Below are 17,996 nucleotides of genomic sequence, written 5' to 3' on the forward strand. Positions count from 1 at the left end.
GCTCAGCCCGGGTAGGGGGTGGTGTCGCGGGCCGTGCGGAGCGCGGCGGACCACCAGGCCAGCAGCTCCAGCATGGTCTTGGCGTACCCGGCGGCGTTCGCGTCGAGCGGGCGGCCGTCCTGCCAGGAGGTGAAGTAGTTCGGGAAGGCCAGGCCCTCGCGGATGGTCACCGCGTGCAGCTCGGTGAGCACGTTCTCCAGGTGCAGCACGGCGTGCCGGCCGCCGGCTGCGCCGCCGTAGCTGACGAACGCGACGGGCTTGGCCGCCCACTGGGTGAAGTGCCAGTCGATGGCGGCCTTCAGGGACGCCGGGTAGCTGTGGTTGTACTCCGGCGTGACGACGACGAACGCGTCCGCGCCCTCCAGCGCCGCGGTCAGCGCCGCCATCGCCTCGGGCCGCGGGTAGCCGTCGCCCGCGTGCTTCGGCGAGGCGGCGGGCAGCGACAACGGCACGTCGAGGTCGGCCAGATCGACCACCTCGACATCGAAGTAGCCGTGCAGCCGCGCCTGTTCGGTGACCCACGTGCCGACGACGGGGCCGAACCGGCCCTCCCTGACGCTGCCGAGGAGGATCACGAGCTTGTGGCGGGTGGTGGTGATGGTGTCCATGCCTCCACGATCGGGCGGTCCCGCGGGCGTAGCCAGACCGGCTCGAGGCTGGCCCTGCCAGGGCCAGCCTGAGCGCTGCCGGACGGGCGCGGGGCGGCCTACGCTCGGACGCATGGGCACGCCGCTGGGGGACTTCATCCGGGCCAAGCGCGACAGCATCCAGCCGGAGACGCTGGGGCTGCCGGAGCGCGGGCGCCGCCGGTCGCCGGGCCTGCGCCGGCAGGACCTGGCCGCCCGCGCGGGCATCAGCGTGGAGTACCTCACCCGCATCGAGCAGGGCCGCGACCGCCGCCCGTCGGTCGCGGTGGTGCACGCGCTCGCCGACGGGCTCAGCCTCGACGGCGTCGAGCGCGAGCACCTGCGCTACCTCGCCAAGATCAGCGGCGGCGAGTGCGTCGTCCACGCGCGGCCCGCGCCGCCGCGCCACACCGTGCGCCCGTCCGTCCTGGAGACCCTGCGCCTGCTCGAACCGGGCATCGCGCTGGTGACCAACCGGCTCGGCGACGTCCTCGCGTACACCGGCGGCTTCGAGGCGGTCGCCGGCGGGACCGGGCTGCTCGACGCCGGCTCGCCCAACCTCACCCGCTTCGTCTTCACCGACCCGCGCGCCCGGGCGTTCTTCGCCGACTGGGACGCGGTCGCGGACGAGCTGGCCTTCGACCTGTGGCTCGGGCCGTCGGTGGAGAACAGCGAGTGGTTCACCGCGGAGCTCGCGCCCGTCGCGGGCCCCGACTTCACCCGCCGCCTGCACAGCCACGTCGTACCGCAGCGCGGCGTCCTCCGGCTGCGGCACCCCTCCGGCAGCGACCTGAGGCTGCGCCGCGAGACCCTCGAACTCCCTGGCGACGCCCAGCAACTGGTCGTCTTCCTGCCCGCGGACGAGGCCAGCGTCCAGGCCGTCGAACAGCTCCGCCGCCCCGGGCACGGCCGCCTGCGCGCCATCTCCTAGGCGCGCCTCTCCACAGCGACGTCCCGCTGCCGCGTCCTAGCCGCTGCCCTACCCGCACGTTCTACCCGTGCGTCCTCCTGCCGTCGCGGCTGCGTCGTCAGCGGTGGCGCGGAGGGGGCGGAGCGGCGCCCGGGTCGCGCTGGTGGCAGGGGACGGTCCAGCGCGGACCGTCGGGGGCCGGTGCCCACTCGCCGTCCCGGGCGAACCCGCACTGCCGCAGCATGCGGTCGAGTTCGGTGGCCGGGAGGCCGCCGCCCGGGCCCGGCGTCACGGTCACCACCAGGGCGTCCACCTGGCCCCGGTCGGGATGGTGGTCCAGCCCCCGCACCACCAGGTGCCAGCGCTCGCTGCCTCCGGTCGCCTCCGCCCGGTACGCCGCGGTGGCGTGCACGGGACGGGGATCGGGGGCGGGCTCTGCTTCCGCTGCGGACATTCCGTGCGCTCTCCTCTGCTCCGGCTCTGACGAACCCATGCCCATGTTCTTGCCCGCCACGGCCCGCTGAACCCGGCAACCTGCGGGCTGTGCACGGCCGGTGCGCCGGCCGGCCCGCCGCGGGCGCGCGGGTGGGGTGCGCGGCGGGGCGGGCGCCCGCGGCCGGGACGGGGTCGCGGGACGTCCCGCGCGGAAGGCATGGCCGCATCGGGGGCGCCGGGCCGGCGGGACGCGCGACGCCCCGGAACCCGGGAACCGGAACCCGGGATGTCGGGGCCGCGTGGAAGGATGAGGCGACGCGAAAGCGGTGAAAACGGCAGAGGACGGGGGCGGTATGGCACGGGCGGGGAGCGCACTGCGCGAGCGGCGTGCCGCGCTCCGGGCCGCGGCACGGCTGGCCGCGGCGGCCCGCGCGGTGCCGGAGGACCACGCGGCTGCGGTGGCCGAGGTGGGGCAGCCGCTGCGGGCGATCCGCGAGGAGCTGGCCGCGCGGGAGCTGGCGGCGATCCCGGTCGCGCGGCTGAAGGACGTCACCGAGGGCCGGTTGCGGCTCGGCGCCGTCGAGTCCGCGGGGTACGCCACGGTCGGTGACGTGCTGAAGGCCGGGCGCCACGAGCTGCGCCACATACCGGGGGTCGGTCCGCAGACCGCGGACCAGGCGCTCGCCGCGGCCGGCCAGATCGCGGGGGCGGTGGAGGAGACGGTCGCCGTCCGCATCGAGTTCGCCGACCGCGCGCCGCGCACGACCGCGCTGGTCGTCGCGCTGCACCGGCTGGTGGAGGCCGGACCCCAGGCGCGCCGCGCGGTCGGCGTCGCGGAGGCGCTCGACCGGGAGCTGGCACCGCTGCTGGCGCAGGCCGGTCCTGCGGCCGGCCGGTTCCGCCTGTGGCTGCTGCGGCGGGCGGCGCGCGAGCAGGCGCTGTCCGCGGCCGACCGGCTGCGCGAGGTCTGCGCGCGGGCGAAGCGCGACGGCGTGCCGGAACTGCTCGCCCAGGCGTCCGTCGACCTGCTGCGTGCCCCGGCCGGCGAGATCGAGGCGTGGGTCGACTTCGAGGTGCGGTCGGCCGAGTACTACAGCCTGCTCGCCGAACTGTCCGGCCGCGGCCCCGACCGGGCCGCCGCCGAGGGCTACTTGCCGTCCGAGGTGGCCGAACGGGTCAGGGAGCAGCCCCTGGACGACTCCCACCTGCGGGTGTCGCTGCGCGGCTACCAGGCGTTCGGGGCCCGGTTCGCGCTCGCGCAGCGCCGGGTCGTCCTGGGCGACGAGATGGGGCTGGGCAAGACGGTCCAGGCCGTCGCCGCCCTCGCGCACCTCGCGGCCGGCGGCCGGACCCACTTCCTGGTGGTGTGCCCGGCGGGCGTCCTCGTCAACTGGACGCGCGAGATCCGCGGCCGCAGCGCTCTGCGGGCCGTCCCGCTGCACGGCCCCGACCGGCACGAGGCGTTCGCGGAGTGGCGCGCCCGCGGCGGCGTGGGCGTCACCACGTACGACGCGCTGCGCGGCTTCACCGCGCCGGCTCCCGCACCAGACGCGGCGGCTCCGGTCCCGGCAACTCCCGTCCTCGTGAAGGGGGATGGGCTCGGACCGGGGAAGGCGGTTCCCCCGGCGGACGGCGGCGTCGACGTGGCCATGCTCGTCGTGGACGAGGCGCACTACGTGAAGAACCCCGAGACGCGCAGGTCCCGGGCCGTCGCCGAGTGGGCCGCGGGCAGCGAGCGCGTGCTCTTCCTGACCGGCACCCCGATGGAGAACCGGGTCGGCGAATTCCGGGCGCTCGTCCGGCACTTGCAGCCGGATCTGGTGCCCGAGGTGGGCGCGGCGGACGGCGCCGCCGGGTCGCACGCCTTCCGCGCCGCCGTCGCACCGGCGTACCTGCGGCGCAACCAGGCGGACGTGCTCACCGAACTGCCCACGCTGGTGCAAACCGACGAGTGGCAGGAGCTGTCGGCCGCCGACCAGGACGCCTACCGGGAGGCGGTGGCCGGCGGGAACTTCATGGCCATGCGGCGGGCCGCGTTCGCGCGCCCCGGGACGTCGGCGAAGCTGCAGCGGCTGCGGGAACTCGTCGCCGAGGCGGCGGGCAGCGGCCTCAAGGTCGTCGTGTTCTCGTACTTCCGCGACGTGCTGGCCGCCGTGCGGCAGGCGCTCGTCGAGGACGCGGGGCCCGCGGCGGTGCACGGTCCGCTGGCGGGCGGCCAGACGCCGGCCCAACGCCAGGCAGCCGTCGACGCGTTCGGCGCCGTGCAGGGCCACGCCGTGCTGCTCGCGCAGATCGAGGCCGGTGGCGTGGGCCTCAATCTGCAGGCCGCGTCGGTGGTGATCATCTGCGAGCCGCAGCTCAAGCCGACGATCGAGCACCAGGCGGTGGCCCGCGCCCACCGGATGGGCCAGGTGCGGCCGGTCCAGGTCCACCGCCTGCTCACCACCACCGGCGTCGACCAGCGGCTGCTGCAGATCCTTGAGTCCAAGTCCCGCCTCTTCGACGCCTATGCGCGCCGCAGCGAGGTGGCCGCCGCCACTCCCGACGCCGTGGACATCTCCGAGGGTTCGCTCGCGCGGCGCATCGTCGAGGAGGAGCAGCTCCGCCTGCACGCCGAACGCGCCTAGCCAGGCGGGCCTTTCACGTCGCCCTTCGGCGTGGTCACGTGGCGGCGGGGTGGTCGTCGTCGGGGATGAGGGGGGTGTGGCGCTCGGTGAGCGGGCCGACGCCGAGGTCGTCGCGCATCAGCTTGCGCATCTCTGCGGCCGCGATGCCGCGTGCCTCCCAGCGGGCGCGATCCTCGGGGCTGCTGACCGCGGTGCCGCCGGCGTAGCCGTCGCAGATGCGGCGCAGGCAGTGGAACACGTTGTTGGAGGCCGCGACGACGCGTTGGGGCGCGATCAGCCACATCCGCTCCGATGCGATGGAGATGCCCGAGTCCCGGAAGGCTTGGCGCAGCGCGAGTGCCCGCTCGCCGTCGGTGGCATGGTCGCGTTCGGCCAGGGCCCGCAGGGTCTCACCGAGGACCTTCACGGTGGTGGTGTACTGCGTGTAGACGTCGAGACGCAGCCGCAGGGCCTCTTTGGCATCCTCGCGCTTCCACCGGTTCCGGTCGGCGATGAGCGTGGCGACGATGCCGATCGCGGCCCCGGCCAGGGTGGAGAGCAGTGGCAACCAGTCCATGCGGGCCAGCTTGGGCCATCCCGCGAGGGCGGCACCAGACACCTTGAGCACCGCTGGGCCGGATCCGGCAACGCCGGCTTCTCGCCGGGGCGGTAGCCTCGTGGCCCTCCATCGGGTCGCCACCCCTCGTCCCCCACCGCCCTGGGATCGCCCCCTACGCGATGCCGCCGCGTCCGGACCGGGGTGCCGCGGACCCGCAGGCTTCCCGGGAGGGTGGACGGGTGGGCAACGGCGGTGTCGCGCGGGCGGCTTGATCGGGTGGAATGGGTGATCACGTCATGAGGGGGCTCGCATGGGGATCAGCAAGGGTGCCGGGGCCGCCGGCGTGCGCGGCGAGGCGCAGAAGGTGCTGGACGCCGGACGTACGGTGTTCGTGTGCCGGATCGACCAGGGGGTCCTGGAGCCGGGGTGGTCGGGGTCGCTGGACGCGGTGGGCGAGGTGATCGAGGCCGTCGAGGAACTGGGCTGGCGGCTCGACCGGTCCACGTTCGCCGGCGACAACCGCGGGCACACCTCGGCCTTCCTGATCTTCCGTCGCTAGGCCGGGGCCGGGCAGGGCGGGTCCGCCGGGGCCCGGGCGTGATCCGGGGGCGCGGCGTCGAACCTAGGCGGCGGTTGACGCGCCGGACGCGCATGCCTCCATCTGCTGCTTGGCCTCATGGGCCCGGAGCATCGCCTCGTCCAGCGCGTCGCGGGTGCGGATCAGGTCGTCGATGTGGGCCGAGAGCTTCTCGCGCTCCTGGGCCATCCGCTCCAGCGCGGCCAGGGAGTTGCCGAGGCTCGGCGCGTCCACGCAGGGCAGCAGCTCCAGGATGGTGCGGCTGGAGAGCCCCGCGTTGTAGAGGCGCTGCAGGAACAGCACCCGCTCGACGTCCCCGTCGCCGTAGTGGCGCTGCCCGCTGGGGCTGCGTTCGCTCCTGAGCAGGCCCTGCTCCTCGTAGTACCGCAGCGACCTGACGCTGACGCCGCTGCGCCGCGCGAGCTCTCCGATGCGCATCGCGCCCGCCTCGCCTTCCTCGTCCGTCCCGCCGCGTGTGAGCCGCGTCACCGATCGCGGGCTTGCCTCTCACATCGATGTCAGGTTTTAGCGTAGCTGCCGGGCCCGAGATCCGGGAACCCGAAGGCAAGGAGTGCCCTGATGACGACACTGCTCAGCGGCTACCGGCTCGGCTCGCTCGCCCTGCCGAACCGCGTCGTGATGGCCCCGATGACGCGCGTGCGCGCCACCGCCGACGGCCTGGCCACCGCGTCGATGGCGACGTACTACGCGCAGCGCGCCACGGCCGGGCTGATCGTGACCGAGGGCGTGCAGCCCAGCCTGGTCGGCCAGTCCAACCCGGGAACGCCCGGACTGCACACGGACGAGCAGGCCGCGTCCTGGCGACCGGTGACCGAGGCCGTGCACGCCAACGGTGGCCGCCTCTTCGCCCAACTGATGCACGGCGGCCGCGTCTCGCACCCGGACACCACGGGGCTGCAGCCGGTCGGGCCCTCGGCCGTGCCCGCGGTGGGCGAGGTGTTCACCCCCACCGGCCCGCAGCCCGCGCCGGAACCGCGCGCGCTGGAGACGCACGAGATCCCCGAGCACGCCGAGTCCTACGCGCGGGCCGCGCGGCGGGCGGTCGACGCGGGCTTCGACGGGGTCGAGCTGCACGGCGCCAACGGCTACCTGATCTCGCAGTTCCTCTCCTCGAACGCGAACCTGCGCACCGACGGCTACGGCGGCTCGGTGGCCGGCAGGATCCGCTTCGCCGTCGAGGCCGCCGCCGCGACCGTCGACGCGGTCGGCGCGGCCCGCACCGGCATCCGGCTCTCGCCGGGCGGCACCTTCTGGGGCGTGCGGGAGACCGAGGTGCCGGAGCTGTACGCCGCGCTGCTGGCCGAACTGGCCCGGCTGGACCTGGCCTACGTGCACATCGAGGCCACGACGGACGAGCCGACCCTGACCGCGCTGCGTCGCGCGTGGCCCGGTGCGCTCATCGTCAACCCGGTGATGCCGATGGGTCCGAAGCAGGCCGACCGCGCCGCGGCGGACCACTGGCTGGGGCTCGGCGCCGATCTGATCAGCTTCGGCCGGGCGTTCCTCGCCAACCCCGACCTCGTCGAGCGGCTGCGCACAGGAGCGCCGATCGCCCCGGTCGACGAGGCCACCTTCTACACCGGCGGCGACAACGGCTATCTGACCTACCCGGCCTACCAGTACGCGGCCTGAGCGGCCTCAGCGGCCTGACCCGCACCTGTTCCCCCACCAGTCGCAGCCCCCCGCCTGGCCTCAATCCGCCTCGTCGGCCAGCCAGTTGCCGTGGAAGCCGAAGGGGACGCGGGCCGGGAGGTGGACGGTGGCCAGGGGCGCGGCCGCGAGGTCGCCGGCATCGAGGACGACCAGGTCGCTTGCGTCCGTGCGGGCGTCGTGGACGTAGGTGAGCAGGTAGCCGCGGCCGCCGGGCGCGCCGTCGGCGGGGGCGAACGCGGCCTCGCCGGGGGTGCGGTGGGCGCCGAAGTCGTGCACCGCGGTGGAGCCGCCGGCCAGGTCGTAGCGGACCACGGCATGGCCGCTGGTGACGTGACCGCAGGGCGCGCGCAGACCGGTGAGCCGGTCGTCGACCCGGGGGAACTCCGCGGGCCGGTCGTCGAGTTGCTCCTCGCGGACGGTCCCGGTGGCGGGGTCGACGGTCCAGGTCCACAGCACGGCCTGCTGCCCGCGGTCGACGGTCTCGCCCGTCCGCCGCCACATCTCCGGGTAGCGCATGACGTGCAGCACGATGCTGCCGTCCGGTGCGTCGTAGGCGTTGAGCAGGTGGAAGACGTAGCAGGGGTCGACGGTGAACCAGCGGACCGCGCCGTGCGGGTCGTCGCGCCGCAGCACGCCCAGCCGGGCGCCGTGGCCGTCGTCCCAGCGGTAGGGCATGGTCCGTGCGGCCAGGGCGAGTTCGACGTCGAAGACGACGGGCAGGTCCATGAAGACGACGTGCTCCGCGGTCAGGGCGAAGTCGTGCATCATCGTCGGCCTCGGCACCTCGACGGGCCGGCTGACCACCAACTCCCCGTCCGCGCCTGCCCGGTGGTAGGTCAGGAACGGCTGCTCCAGCATGCCGTAGCCGAAGAAGTGGAGTTCGCCGGTCGCCGGGCAGGTCTTGGGGTGCGCGGTCATCGCGGTGTGCAGCCGGCCGCCGAAGTCGTACGGGCCGACGGTGTCCAGGTCGCGGGTGAGCGCGTACGGCAGGGCCGTCTCGACGAGCGCCAGGGTGCGGCCCGCGTGCCGGACCACATGGGTGTTGGCGGGGCCGGCGGTCAGGTCGCGGCGGCCCTGGGCGTCGTAGGGCCGGGCGCCGTCGGTGAGGCTGGTGGTGCGCACCCAGCGGTTGCGGTAGGCGACCGCCCGGCCGCCGTCCAGCCGCACGCCGTGGACCATGCCGTCGCCGAAGAACCAGTGGCCGGAGGCCGCGTCGGCCGGGTTCGGCCCGTTGCGCAGGTACCAGCCGGAGAGCTCCGCGGGGACGCGCCCGGTCACCGGCAGGTCGTACGCGGTGAGTTCCTCGGTGACCGGGGCGTAGTTGCCGGACAGGTGGCGGGGAGCCGCGGGCGTGGCGCTCATCGGGCGGCCGCCGCGGCCTGGACGCGGGCGACGTAGCGGACGGTGAAGACCATCGGGACGGCGAAGCCGGCGATCTGCAGGACGGTGGCGAGGGCGGAGTGGGCGTGGCCGGCGTGCGCCACGGCGGTGAGCACGCCCGCGGTCACGGCGAACGCCGCGGTCCACACGGAGGTGATCACGTTGTTGACGCGGAGGAACGGCTCGGCGGTCCAGTACTCGCGTGGCGTGGTGCGCTTGGCGATGCCGAGGGTGAACGGCTTCCCGACGGCCAGCGAGATCCCGGCGATCACCGCGAGCATTCCCGAGGACAGCGCCCCGGTGTAGGCGTGCACGCCCGAGTGCGGGTCGGCGAAGGCGATCACGGCCAGCACGGCGAAGAACACCGCGGAGCCGATCTCGATGATCAGGGCGTCCGGCCCCGCACCGGCCCGCAGCTGCCCGACGACCACCGCCACCGCGACGCCCAGGGCGGCCAGCGCGGCCCACTGCCAACTGCCGGACGGCAGCACGGCGAAGAGGATCCACGGGAGGAAGGTGCGCAGGTACGACATGGCAGTCTCCGACTGAGCGTTCCGATTCCGACCTGTCAAAAATAGAAGGTCCAGCATCGACGTGTCAACAGTGGAATGTGGCGCGGAGTTGATGACGGATCGGCGGGCGGCGGGTGGCTGCGGGCGGAGGGCGAGCGGGCCGGCGCAGGGCGGCCGGCGGAGGACGGCTGGGCGGGTGAAGCACGGCCGCTCCGCGAGGGTCCCGGCACGCCCCGGCCGTTACGGTGCAAGGGTGACCGGTCCCGCACGTCCCCCGCTGCTCTTCCTCGACGTCGACGGACCGCTCATCCCCTTCGGGGCCTCGGCCGATCAACTGCCGGACGGCTACCCGACGTACGAGAGCGCCGCGGTTCCCCGACTCGGTTCCGTGCACCCCCTGCTGTCCCGGATCAACCCGGCGCTCGGACCCCGGCTCATGGCGCTGCCCTGCGAGCTGGTGTGGGCCACGACCTGGGAGTTCGACGCCAACCTGTGGATCTCGCCGCTGCTGGGCCTGCCCGAACTGCCCGTGGTGTGCTGGCCGGACCTGTCCGACGAGCCGCCGCCGCGCGGGCTGCACTGGAAGACCCGCACGCTCCTCGGCTGGTCGGCCGGCCGCGCCTTCGTCTGGGTCGACGACGAGATCACCGCCGCCGACCGGGCCTGGGTCGCGGCCCGGCACCCCGTCCGCGCCCTGCTCCACCGCGTCGACCACCGCTCCGGACTCACCGACCGCGACTTCGCCGTCCTCGACTCCTGGCTGCGCGCCGCCTAGCTCCGGACAGGTCCCGGGCCCGACTTGGGGCCAGGCGCGGCGGCGAGAGCGGCGCGCAAGGGGGGGCTGACCCCCGTACGAGGACGGCGGGGCTCTCCAGTGTGCGGCGCGGGCCGAACCGGGATCGTGGCGGGCAGGCCGCTCGCCGGCCGCCGTACCGGATCAGCGGTGCGGCCCTCTGCCCCAAGGACCTCGCCATGTTGCTGCGTCTCGCGCTCCGAACCCTCCGGGCCCGCAGGAGCGGATTCCTCGGTGCCTTCCTGGCCCTGTTCTGCGCTGCCGCCCTGGTCACCGCCTGCGGCGGCCTGCTGGAGACGGGGCTGACCGGCCGGATCGCCACCGAGCGGTACGCCGCCGCGCCGGTGGTCGTGTCCGCGGACCAGAACGTGCACCAGACCACCGTCAAGCACAAGAAGGGCAAGACGAAGGTCAAGCACAAGGCCAAGCCGCTGGCCGAACGCGTCTGGCTGCCCGCGCGCGTGACCGGCGACCTCGCCCGCGTCCCGGGCGTCGCCGCCGTCGTGCCCGAACTCACCTTCCCCGCAGTCGTGATGGGCGTGCCGAGCGCGGACGTGCCGTCGTACGGCCACAGTTGGACGTCCGCACGGCTGACGCCCTTCACCCTGGTCGACGGCCGGGCGCCGCAGTCCGGCGTGGACGTCGTCGTCGACCGCGCCCTCGCCCGCCGCGCTCACCTGGCACCCGGCGACCGCGTCACCGTGCAGTCGACCTCGGCGCCCCGCACGTACCGGGTCAGCGGTGTCGCCGCGCCCGCCGGCGGCGATCTCGCCCAGCAGACCAGCCTGTTCTTCGACGACGCCGAAGCGGGGCGGCTCGCCGCCCGCCCGGGCCAGGTCGCGGCCGTCGGCGTGCTGCCCGAGCCCGGCCGGACGCTCGACCCGGCCGCCCTGCGGCAGGCGCTCGCCGGCACCACCGCCGAGGTGCACACCGGCGACGGGCGCGGCCCGGTGGAGTTCCCCGACGCCTCCCGGGCCCGGATCCAGCTCGTCAGCATGGGCGGCGCCATCGGCGGCACCGCGCTGCTCGTCGCCGTGCTGGTCGTCGTCGGCACGTTCGCGCTGTCGCTGCGGCAGCGCCGCCACGAACTCGCCCTGCTGCGTTCGGTCGCCGCCACCGCCGGCCAGCTGCGGCGGCTGATCGGGCGCGAGGCGCTGCTCGTCGGCGCCGTCGCGGGCGTCCTCGGCGCCGTGGCCGGACTCCCCCTCGCCCACTGGCTGCTGGGCCGTTTCACGGACATGGGCACGATCCCGGCCACCCTGCGGCCGTCCGTCGGCCTGCTGCCGATGGCCGCCGGCGTGCTGGCGACCACGGCCGGCGCGTGGGCCGCCGCGCGGGTCTGCGCACGCCGGATCACCCGGCTCACCCCGGCGCAGGCGATGGCCGAGTCCGTGCTGGAGCACGGGAGTTCGGCGGGCCGCACGGTCGCCGGGCTGGTGCTGCTCGCGGGCGGCGGGGCGCTGGTGGGCGTGCTGAGTGTCCTGCACACCGAGCCGGCCGCAACTCCCGTGACGTTCCTGACCGTTGTCGTGCTGGCCGCGGCCGTCTCGCTGCTCGGGCCGGTCCTGGTGCGGGCCGGGGCGGCGCTGCTGGCCGGTCCGCTGCGGGTCGGCGGCCGCTTCCCCGGTGTGCTCGCCCGGCGCAACCTGCGCGGCAACGCCGCCCGCACGGCCGCGGCCGTCACCCCGCTCGCCCTGCTCGTCGCCATGGCCTCGACCGTGCTGTTCACCCAGACGACGCTGGGGCACGCCGCCCACCGGCAGGCCGCGGACGGCACGCGGGCCGACTGGACGCTGGTCTCCGACGGGCCCGGCGTGCCCGGCGCTGCGGCCGGCGCGGTCCGGCGGGTGCCGGGCGTGACCGCCGTGACCGAGGTGGTGCGGACCACCGTGCGGGTCGGGCTCGACAAGTACCCCGCCCAGGGCGTCACCCCGGCCGGGCTGACCCGCACCTGGGACCCGGACGTCGTCTCCGGCTCGCTCGCGCACTTCGGCGCCGGCAGCGTCGCGGTCAGCGAGACCGCGGCCCGCGCCCGCGGCCTGCGGCCCGGCAGCACCCTGCCGGTGACCCTCGGCGACGGCACCCGCGTGACCCTGAGCGTGGCGGCCGTCTACGCCCGCGGGCTCGGGTTCGGCGATCTGACGATGGCCCACGACCTGGTCGCCCGGCATGTCGACGACCCGCTGTCCGCGGCCGTGCTGGTCCGTGCCGGCGCGGACGCCGGGCCCGGTGCGCTGTCCGCGGCCGTCCGCGCCTACCCCGGCGTGCGGGTCCTCGCGCCCGGGGGCGCGGCCGACGCCCTGACGACCCGGGTGGGGCGGTCGAGCGCGGGCGCCCAGTTCCTGGCGATGGGCCTGGTCCTGGTGTTCACGGCGATCGCCGCGGTCAACACGCTGGCGATGTCCACGGCCGAACGGGTCCGGGAGTTCGCCCGGCTGCGGCTCGCCGGCGCGACCCGCCGCCAGGTGCTGCGGATGCTCGCGTGCGAGGGGACCGCCGTCGTGGCGCTGGCGGCCGTGCTCGGCGCCGGCATCGCCCTCGCCGTCCTGACGGCCTTCAGCTCCGGCATGACCGGCAGCGCGGCCCCGTCCGTGAGCCTGCCCGCGTCCCTGCTCGTCATCGGCCTGGCAGCCCTGCTCGCCCTGCCCGCCGTCGCCCTCCCGGGCCGCGTCGCCCTGCGCCCCCACCCGGCGGACGCGGCCGGCGCGGGGGAGTAGCGGGACTTCCCGCCCCGGCCTCGGCCCGGCGCCCCTTGCGCGAAGGCGCGGTCAAGGGCTCACGGGGTCCGCCGGGCCCTCGCCGGGCAGGCGCTCCCCGGCTGCCCGGGCACGCGGTGAACGGTTCGACGTGGAGGGCGGGGCGGGGTTCCCGGTGGCCCTTGGGGCCGGGGGCGGCCGGGGAAAGGCAGCCCACGGGGGCGCGGCATCAGCGTTGCGCTAACGCGTGGGGGTGCGCCGTCAGGGGTGCGTCAGGGGCGGCGGGGGAGACGGGCGGGGCGGACATACCGTCACTGACGTGCCCCGGGCTTCCTTCCCGGCCCGGGGACCTCAGTGCTCGAAGGAGCCTCGCGATGAACGACTCGACTTCCACGGACGATCCGGAGCCCTCAGATCGACTCCCGGCCGGACTTCTGTATGTGCCGGTCCGGCCGGGGCCCCACGGATTCGCGGCCCGCATGTTCCGTACCCCGCTCGGCGGCCGCACGGCCGTCGGGTTCACCACGCACCGCCGGATGACCGACGTCCTCGGCCGCGACCAGGCGTGCACCAGGCTGTCGGTGCCCGCGCTGCGGGCGCTGGCCGAGCCGCTCGGCGTCACCACCCTCACCGTGGACCCGCAGCTCGCGGCCCCGCCCGTGCGCCACGACGGCACACCGGCGACGAAGCCGCAGCCCGCGCCCGCGCCCGCGCCCGAACCCGTACCGGCGCCGCCCGCGCCCAGCGCCCCCGCTTCCGAGCCGTCAGCGCGGACGAGCTGGGATCCCCAGATGGTCGGCGTGATGCGGGTGACCGCGATGGCCGCCGCCGTCGAAGCACTCACCCTCTGGATCGGCTGAGGAGGTGCCGAGGATGACCACCGTCATGCCCCAGGCCACAGAGGTGACCCCCGTGACCCCGACGCGCCCCGGCGACCCGGCGACGCCCGTCGCCTCCGCGACATCCCGGAACATCCCCGCGCACCCCGCGGGCGGCGAACCGCTCGGTACCCCCTGGCCGGCGTCCGCCCGGGAGGTGCCCGGCGCGGGCGTCGCGGTCGGCGGCGTGCCGCTCGGCGAGGTCGCCGAACGCCACGGCACGCCCGTCTACCTGCTGGACGAGGCGGAGGTGCGCGAGCGCTGCCGCACGTATCTGCGCGCCTTCCCCGACGCCGATGTCGTCTACGCCGCGAAGGCGTTCCTGTGCCGGGCGATGGCGCACTGGGTGCAGGAGGAGGGCCTCGGCCTGGACGTGTGCTCCGCGGGGGAGTTGGAGCTGGCGGTCACCACCGGCTTCCCGCCGGACCGCATCGTGCTGCACGGCAACGCCAAGAGCCCGGAGGACCTGAACGCGGCGCTGCGGCTGCGGGTCGGCCGGATCGTCGTCGACAGCCCGTCGGAGATCCCGCGGCTCGCCGCGTCCGTCGCCGCCGGTGACCGGCAGAAGGTGCTGGTGCGGGTGGTGCCCGGCATCGCCGCGGGCGGCCACGCCCACGTGCGGACCGGCACCGACGACCAGAAGTTCGGCCTGTCCCTCGCCGACGGCTCCGCGCAGCACGCCCTCACCCGGATTTTGGAGCAGCCGCGACTCGAACTGGTCGGCCTGCACTGCCACCTGGGTTCGCAGATCACCGCGGTGAAGCCGTACCTGGCCGCGGTGCGGCGGCTCGTCGGGCTGCTGGCGCGGGTCCGCGACACGCACGGCGTGCAGCTCCCGCAGCTCGACCTGGGCGGCGGCCACGGCATCTGCTACCGGCCCGGCGAACCGGAGTTGGACATCGGCGTGCTGGCCCGGAAGGTGACCGCCGAGCTGGCCGAGAGCTGCGCCGCGGCGGGCCTGGACGTGCCGCGGCTGACCCTCGAACCGGGACGGGCGATCGCCGGTCCCGCGGGCGTGGCCGTGTACCGGGTGCTGGTCGTCAAGCGCACCGGCGGGCGGACGTTCGTGGCCGTGGACGGCGGGATGAGCGACAACCCGCGGCCCGCGCTCTACGGGGTGCGGTACGTGCCGCGGCTGGCCGGCCGGGTCTCCGGTGCGCGCCCGTCGCTGATGACGGTCGTCGGCCGGCACTGCGAGGCGGGCGACGTGCTGGCCGCGGACGTGCCGCTGCCCTCCGACATCCGGCCCGGCGACCTGCTGGCGGTGCCCGCGGCCGGCGCGTACCACGTGTCCATGGCCTCGGGTTACAACATGGTCGGCCGCCCGCCCGTGGTGGCCGTCGACCGCGGCCGGGTCCGGCTGCTGGTGCGCCGCGAGTCGCTGGCCGACCTCCGCAACCGCGACGTCGGCCTCTGACCCGCCGGGATCCGCGGGCGCCCGCGCCCGCCTCTCCACCGAGCCCGCCCGCTCACCGCCCCCGTCCGCAGCGCCGGCGGGTGCGGGTCCGGGCGGTGCCTATGATGAGCGTGGGGCGTGCGGCCGGTGGACCGCCGCGGCCTGAAGGGGAGTTGGGCCCGTGAACCGCGGCGCACCTCCCGGGGGTGGGTCTGCACGAGGGAGCCGGTGTGACGCGCGCCGAGGAGTTCGAGGAGCTCAGGCCGCTGCTGTTCTCGATCGCGTACCGGATCCTGGGCAGGGTCGGCGAGGCCGAGGACGCGGTGCAGGAGGCGTGGCTGCGGTACGCGGCCGCTTCGGTGCGGCCCGACTCCGCCAGGTCCTATCTGTCGACGGTGGTGACGCGGGTCTCGCTCGACGTGCTGCGCTCCGCCCGGGTGCGGCGCGAGGCGTACGTCGGGCCGTGGTTCCCCGAGCCGCTGCTGACCGACCCCTACGAGGACCCCGAGCGGTCGGCCGAGCTGCGGGACTCGGTGTCGCTGGCCGCGCTGCTGCTCCTGGAGCGGCTGAGCCCGCTGGAGCGGGCGGTGTTCGTGCTGCGCGAGGTCTTCGCGTTCGGCTTCCCCGACATCGCCTCGGCGGTGGGCCGTTCGGAGCCGGCGTGCCGGCAGCTCGCGGTGCGGGCCCGCCGCCACATGGAGGCGGGCCGGACCCGTTTCGAGGCCGACCGCGGGGAGCGCGAGGAGCTGGCCCGGCGCTTCTTCGCCGCGTTCCGCACCGGCGATCTCGAAGGGCTGACCGCACTCCTGTCCGCCGACGTGGCGTTGATCGGCGACAGCGGCGGCAAGGCACCGCGGGTGGCGAGCGAGTTCCTGGGCCCGGAGACCGTGGCGCGGGTGATCGCCGGCCTGGCCGACCTGTTCGGCAGGCTCGAAGGCTCCCTGGAGGTGCACGAGTTGAACGGCCAGCCCGGGGCGATCTTCCGCGACGGCGACGGCCGGGTGGTCACCACCTGGACCCTGGACGTCGTCGACGGCCGTGTGCGGACCATCCGTTCGCTGAGCAACCCCGACAAGCTCGCCCATCTCGGCCCGGTGGCCGACACCCGCGCCCTCGACCGCGAGGCCGGGATCGCCGACGGCCTGGCCGCGCGCCTCGACGGCGCCGGTCCCGGCTCCCGGGCAGGCGCCTGACAACCGGCGCCGGGCCCGGCCCCCGCATCCGGACGATCGCGGGGGGCCGGGCCCGGTGGCGTGCCGGAGGTGGGGCCGCCGGCCGGTCGCGCGGGTCAGTCGAGCGAGGCGAACGCGCCGCGGTCGTAGCTCCCGCCCAGCATGTTGACGGTCACGCTCATCCGGTTGCTCGCGTTGATCAACGCGAGCAGGCAGACGAGCGCGCCCAGCTGGTCGTCGTCGAAGTGGGCCCGGGCGGCGTCCCAGGTCGCGTCGGACACGCCCTTGCCGGCGCTGAGTTCGGTGACCTCCTCGGCCAGGGCGAGCGCGGCGCGCTCGGCCCCGGTGAACACCGTGGTGTGGCGCCAGGCGGCGACCAGGTTGATCCGCAGCGGGGTCTCGCCGGCCTCGGCCGCCTCCTTGGTGTGGATGTCGACGCACCAGCCGCAGCCGTTGATCTGGCTGGCCCGCAACGACACCAGTTCCTGGAGGGACTTCGGCAGCGTCGTCGACTCCTGCAGCGCGACCGAGGTGCTGTAGAACCGCTTGCCGACCTTCGCGGCGGTCGGGGTGTCCATCAGGTTGAGCCGGGGTTCCATGGGTTCGTCCTCACTTGTGGCGTTCGTATGCTCCTGCGTGGAACGAACACAAGATGCCGCCCGCCCAGGGGCTGTGACGGCTGCCGGATGTGACGTGCGCCACCGGACGGACCTGTCACAGGACGCGCGCGGCCGTCGTCCTAGGGGGGAGTGCAAGGACCGCTGCGCGGCGGCGGAACGACCGAAGGGCGGGAGCGGGGATGACGGGCGAACACAGCGCTGACCAGGCCGGGCGACCCGACGGCGGCCTGCCGGACGCCGCAACCGAGGCGTTCGTGACCCACCGCAACCTGCTGTTCACCGTCGCCTACGAGATGCTCGGCTCGGCCGCCGACGCGGAGGACGTGCTCCAGGAGACCTGGCTGCGCTGGGCGGGCGTCGACCTGGACGGCGTCCGCGACCGGCGGGCCTACCTGGTGCGGATCACCACCCGCCAGTCGCTGACCCGGCTGCGCACCCTCGCCCGCCGCAAGGAGACCTACGTCGGCCCCTGGCTGCCCGAGCCGCTGCTCACCGCGCCCGACGTCGCCGAGGACGTCGAACTCGCCGACAGCGTCTCGATGGCGATGCTCCTGGTGCTGGAGACGCTCGGGCCGACCGAGCGGGCGGTGTTCGTGCTGCGCGAGGTCTTCGGCCTGGAGTACGCCGAGATCGCCGAGGCCGTCGGCAAGACCCAGCCCGCGGTGCGGCAGATCGCGCACCGCGCGCGGGCGCACGTCGCCGCGCGGCGCCCGCACGGCGACGTCTCCGCGGCCGACGCCCGCGGTGCGCTGGAGGCGTTCCGGCACGCGGTCGAGACCGGCGACCTCCAGGGCCTGTTCGACCGGCTCGCGCCCGACGTGGTGTTCCTCGGCGACGCGGGCGGCGTCAAGCAGGCCGCCCTGCAACCCGTCGTCGGGTACGACAAGGTGACGCGGCTGCTCGCGGTGGGCCTGCCGAGGATCGGCCGCCTCGGCACGGTCGAGCCCGCGCAGATGAACGGGCATGCCGCGCTGATCGTCCGGCTCGGCGGCGACCTCGACGGGGTCGTGGCGGTCCGCACCGACCACGGTCTGATCACCGGCCTGTACATCGTCCGCAACCCGGCGAAGCTGTCGCGGGTCGAGCAGGAGACCGCGGTGACCCGCTGACGTCCCGCCCGACCCGCTCCCCCGTTGCGCTCCCCCGTCCCGCCGGGTCCCGT

17 protein-coding genes are annotated in these 17,996 nt (G+C 75.3%); 10 read left to right on the forward strand and 7 right to left on the reverse strand.

Annotated features, from left to right (window positions below; genetic code table 11):
• Nucleotides 1–2: 2 nt before the first annotated feature.
• The gene (locus ACH4TG_RS06155; protein WP_398240955.1) at nt 3–608 is read right to left on the reverse strand and encodes an NADPH-dependent FMN reductase; all 606 of its coding nucleotides are present in this window, start codon (nt 606–608) and stop codon (nt 3–5) included.
• Nucleotides 609–720: 112 nt separating this feature from the next.
• Here ACH4TG_RS06155 and ACH4TG_RS06160 point away from each other — a divergent pair, with 112 nt between their 5' ends.
• On the forward strand, nt 721–1,557 hold the full coding sequence (locus tag ACH4TG_RS06160) for a helix-turn-helix transcriptional regulator (protein ID WP_398240956.1): 837 nt from the start codon (nt 721–723) through the stop codon (nt 1,555–1,557).
• Nucleotides 1,558–1,654: 97 nt separating this feature from the next.
• Here the strand turns inward: ACH4TG_RS06160 and ACH4TG_RS06165 are convergent, their stop codons facing one another.
• Nucleotides 1,655–1,990, reverse strand: a complete 336-nt coding sequence (locus ACH4TG_RS06165; protein ID WP_398240957.1) for a hypothetical protein — start codon at nt 1,988–1,990, stop codon at nt 1,655–1,657.
• A gap of 334 nt (nt 1,991–2,324) precedes the next feature.
• On the opposite strand from ACH4TG_RS06165, the gene ACH4TG_RS06170 reads away from it, so the two are divergent.
• Nucleotides 2,325–4,598: a DEAD/DEAH box helicase gene (locus ACH4TG_RS06170; protein WP_398240958.1), complete on the forward strand. Its 2,274-nt coding sequence runs from the start codon at nt 2,325–2,327 to the stop codon at nt 4,596–4,598.
• A gap of 34 nt (nt 4,599–4,632) precedes the next feature.
• Here the strand turns inward: ACH4TG_RS06170 and ACH4TG_RS06175 are convergent, their stop codons facing one another.
• Entirely contained in the window at nt 4,633–5,154 is a 522-nt protein-coding gene (locus tag ACH4TG_RS06175) for a hypothetical protein (protein WP_398240959.1), read from the reverse strand.
• Between the two features lie 292 nt (nt 5,155–5,446).
• Between ACH4TG_RS06175 and ACH4TG_RS06180 the strand changes: the two genes are divergently transcribed.
• Nucleotides 5,447–5,695, forward strand: a complete 249-nt coding sequence (locus ACH4TG_RS06180) for a hypothetical protein (RefSeq protein WP_398240960.1) — start codon at nt 5,447–5,449, stop codon at nt 5,693–5,695.
• A 63-nt stretch (nt 5,696–5,758) separates the two neighbouring features.
• Here the strand turns inward: ACH4TG_RS06180 and ACH4TG_RS06185 are convergent, their stop codons facing one another.
• The gene (locus tag ACH4TG_RS06185; protein WP_398240961.1) at nt 5,759–6,151 is read right to left on the reverse strand and encodes a MerR family transcriptional regulator; all 393 of its coding nucleotides are present in this window, start codon (nt 6,149–6,151) and stop codon (nt 5,759–5,761) included.
• A gap of 141 nt (nt 6,152–6,292) precedes the next feature.
• On the opposite strand from ACH4TG_RS06185, the gene ACH4TG_RS06190 reads away from it, so the two are divergent.
• Nucleotides 6,293–7,366: an alkene reductase gene (locus ACH4TG_RS06190; RefSeq protein ID WP_398240962.1), complete on the forward strand. Its 1,074-nt coding sequence runs from the start codon at nt 6,293–6,295 to the stop codon at nt 7,364–7,366.
• A gap of 60 nt (nt 7,367–7,426) precedes the next feature.
• On the opposite strand, the gene ACH4TG_RS06195 is transcribed toward ACH4TG_RS06190, so the two are convergent.
• Together ACH4TG_RS06195 and ACH4TG_RS06200 are read right to left on the reverse strand one after the other, a co-directional pair.
• A complete protein-coding gene (locus tag ACH4TG_RS06195) occupies nt 7,427–8,749 on the reverse strand; it encodes a carotenoid oxygenase family protein (protein ID WP_398240963.1) in 1,323 nt (440 codons plus the stop codon).
• Nucleotides 8,746–9,300, reverse strand: a complete 555-nt coding sequence (locus ACH4TG_RS06200; protein WP_398240964.1) for a hypothetical protein — start codon at nt 9,298–9,300, stop codon at nt 8,746–8,748. Before ACH4TG_RS06200 ends, ACH4TG_RS06195 begins: the two co-directional genes overlap by 4 nt.
• 232 nt (nt 9,301–9,532) lie before the next feature.
• On the opposite strand from ACH4TG_RS06200, the gene ACH4TG_RS06205 reads away from it, so the two are divergent.
• The 5 genes from ACH4TG_RS06205 (at nt 9,533) to ACH4TG_RS06225 (ending at nt 16,235) form a co-directional block, all read left to right on the forward strand.
• Entirely contained in the window at nt 9,533–10,054 is a 522-nt protein-coding gene (locus ACH4TG_RS06205) for a hypothetical protein (protein WP_398240965.1), read from the forward strand.
• Nucleotides 10,055–10,251: 197 nt separating this feature from the next.
• Complete coding sequence (locus ACH4TG_RS06210) at nt 10,252–12,789, forward strand: FtsX-like permease family protein (protein WP_398240966.1); 2,538 nt, start codon at nt 10,252–10,254, stop codon at nt 12,787–12,789.
• A 458-nt stretch (nt 12,790–13,247) separates the two neighbouring features.
• The gene (locus ACH4TG_RS06215) at nt 13,248–13,628 is read left to right on the forward strand and encodes an SAV_915 family protein (protein WP_398240967.1); all 381 of its coding nucleotides are present in this window, start codon (nt 13,248–13,250) and stop codon (nt 13,626–13,628) included.
• A 13-nt stretch (nt 13,629–13,641) separates the two neighbouring features.
• On the forward strand, nt 13,642–15,063 hold the full coding sequence (lysA, locus tag ACH4TG_RS06220; RefSeq protein WP_398240968.1) for a diaminopimelate decarboxylase: 1,422 nt from the start codon (nt 13,642–13,644) through the stop codon (nt 15,061–15,063).
• A gap of 209 nt (nt 15,064–15,272) precedes the next feature.
• Nucleotides 15,273–16,235, forward strand: coding sequence for an RNA polymerase sigma-70 factor (locus ACH4TG_RS06225; protein ID WP_398240969.1), 963 nt, complete (start codon nt 15,273–15,275; stop codon nt 16,233–16,235).
• Nucleotides 16,236–16,330: 95 nt separating this feature from the next.
• Here the strand turns inward: ACH4TG_RS06225 and ACH4TG_RS06230 are convergent, their stop codons facing one another.
• Complete coding sequence (locus ACH4TG_RS06230; RefSeq protein ID WP_398240970.1) at nt 16,331–16,813, reverse strand: carboxymuconolactone decarboxylase family protein; 483 nt, start codon at nt 16,811–16,813, stop codon at nt 16,331–16,333.
• A 200-nt stretch (nt 16,814–17,013) separates the two neighbouring features.
• Between ACH4TG_RS06230 and ACH4TG_RS06235 the strand changes: the two genes are divergently transcribed.
• Nucleotides 17,014–17,943: an RNA polymerase sigma-70 factor gene (locus tag ACH4TG_RS06235; protein ID WP_398240971.1), complete on the forward strand. Its 930-nt coding sequence runs from the start codon at nt 17,014–17,016 to the stop codon at nt 17,941–17,943.
• Nucleotides 17,944–17,996 lie beyond the last annotated feature (53 nt).

Source organism: Streptomyces sp. NPDC020917, from assembly GCF_044333795.1.
Lineage (GTDB): Bacteria > Actinomycetota > Actinomycetes > Streptomycetales > Streptomycetaceae > Actinacidiphila.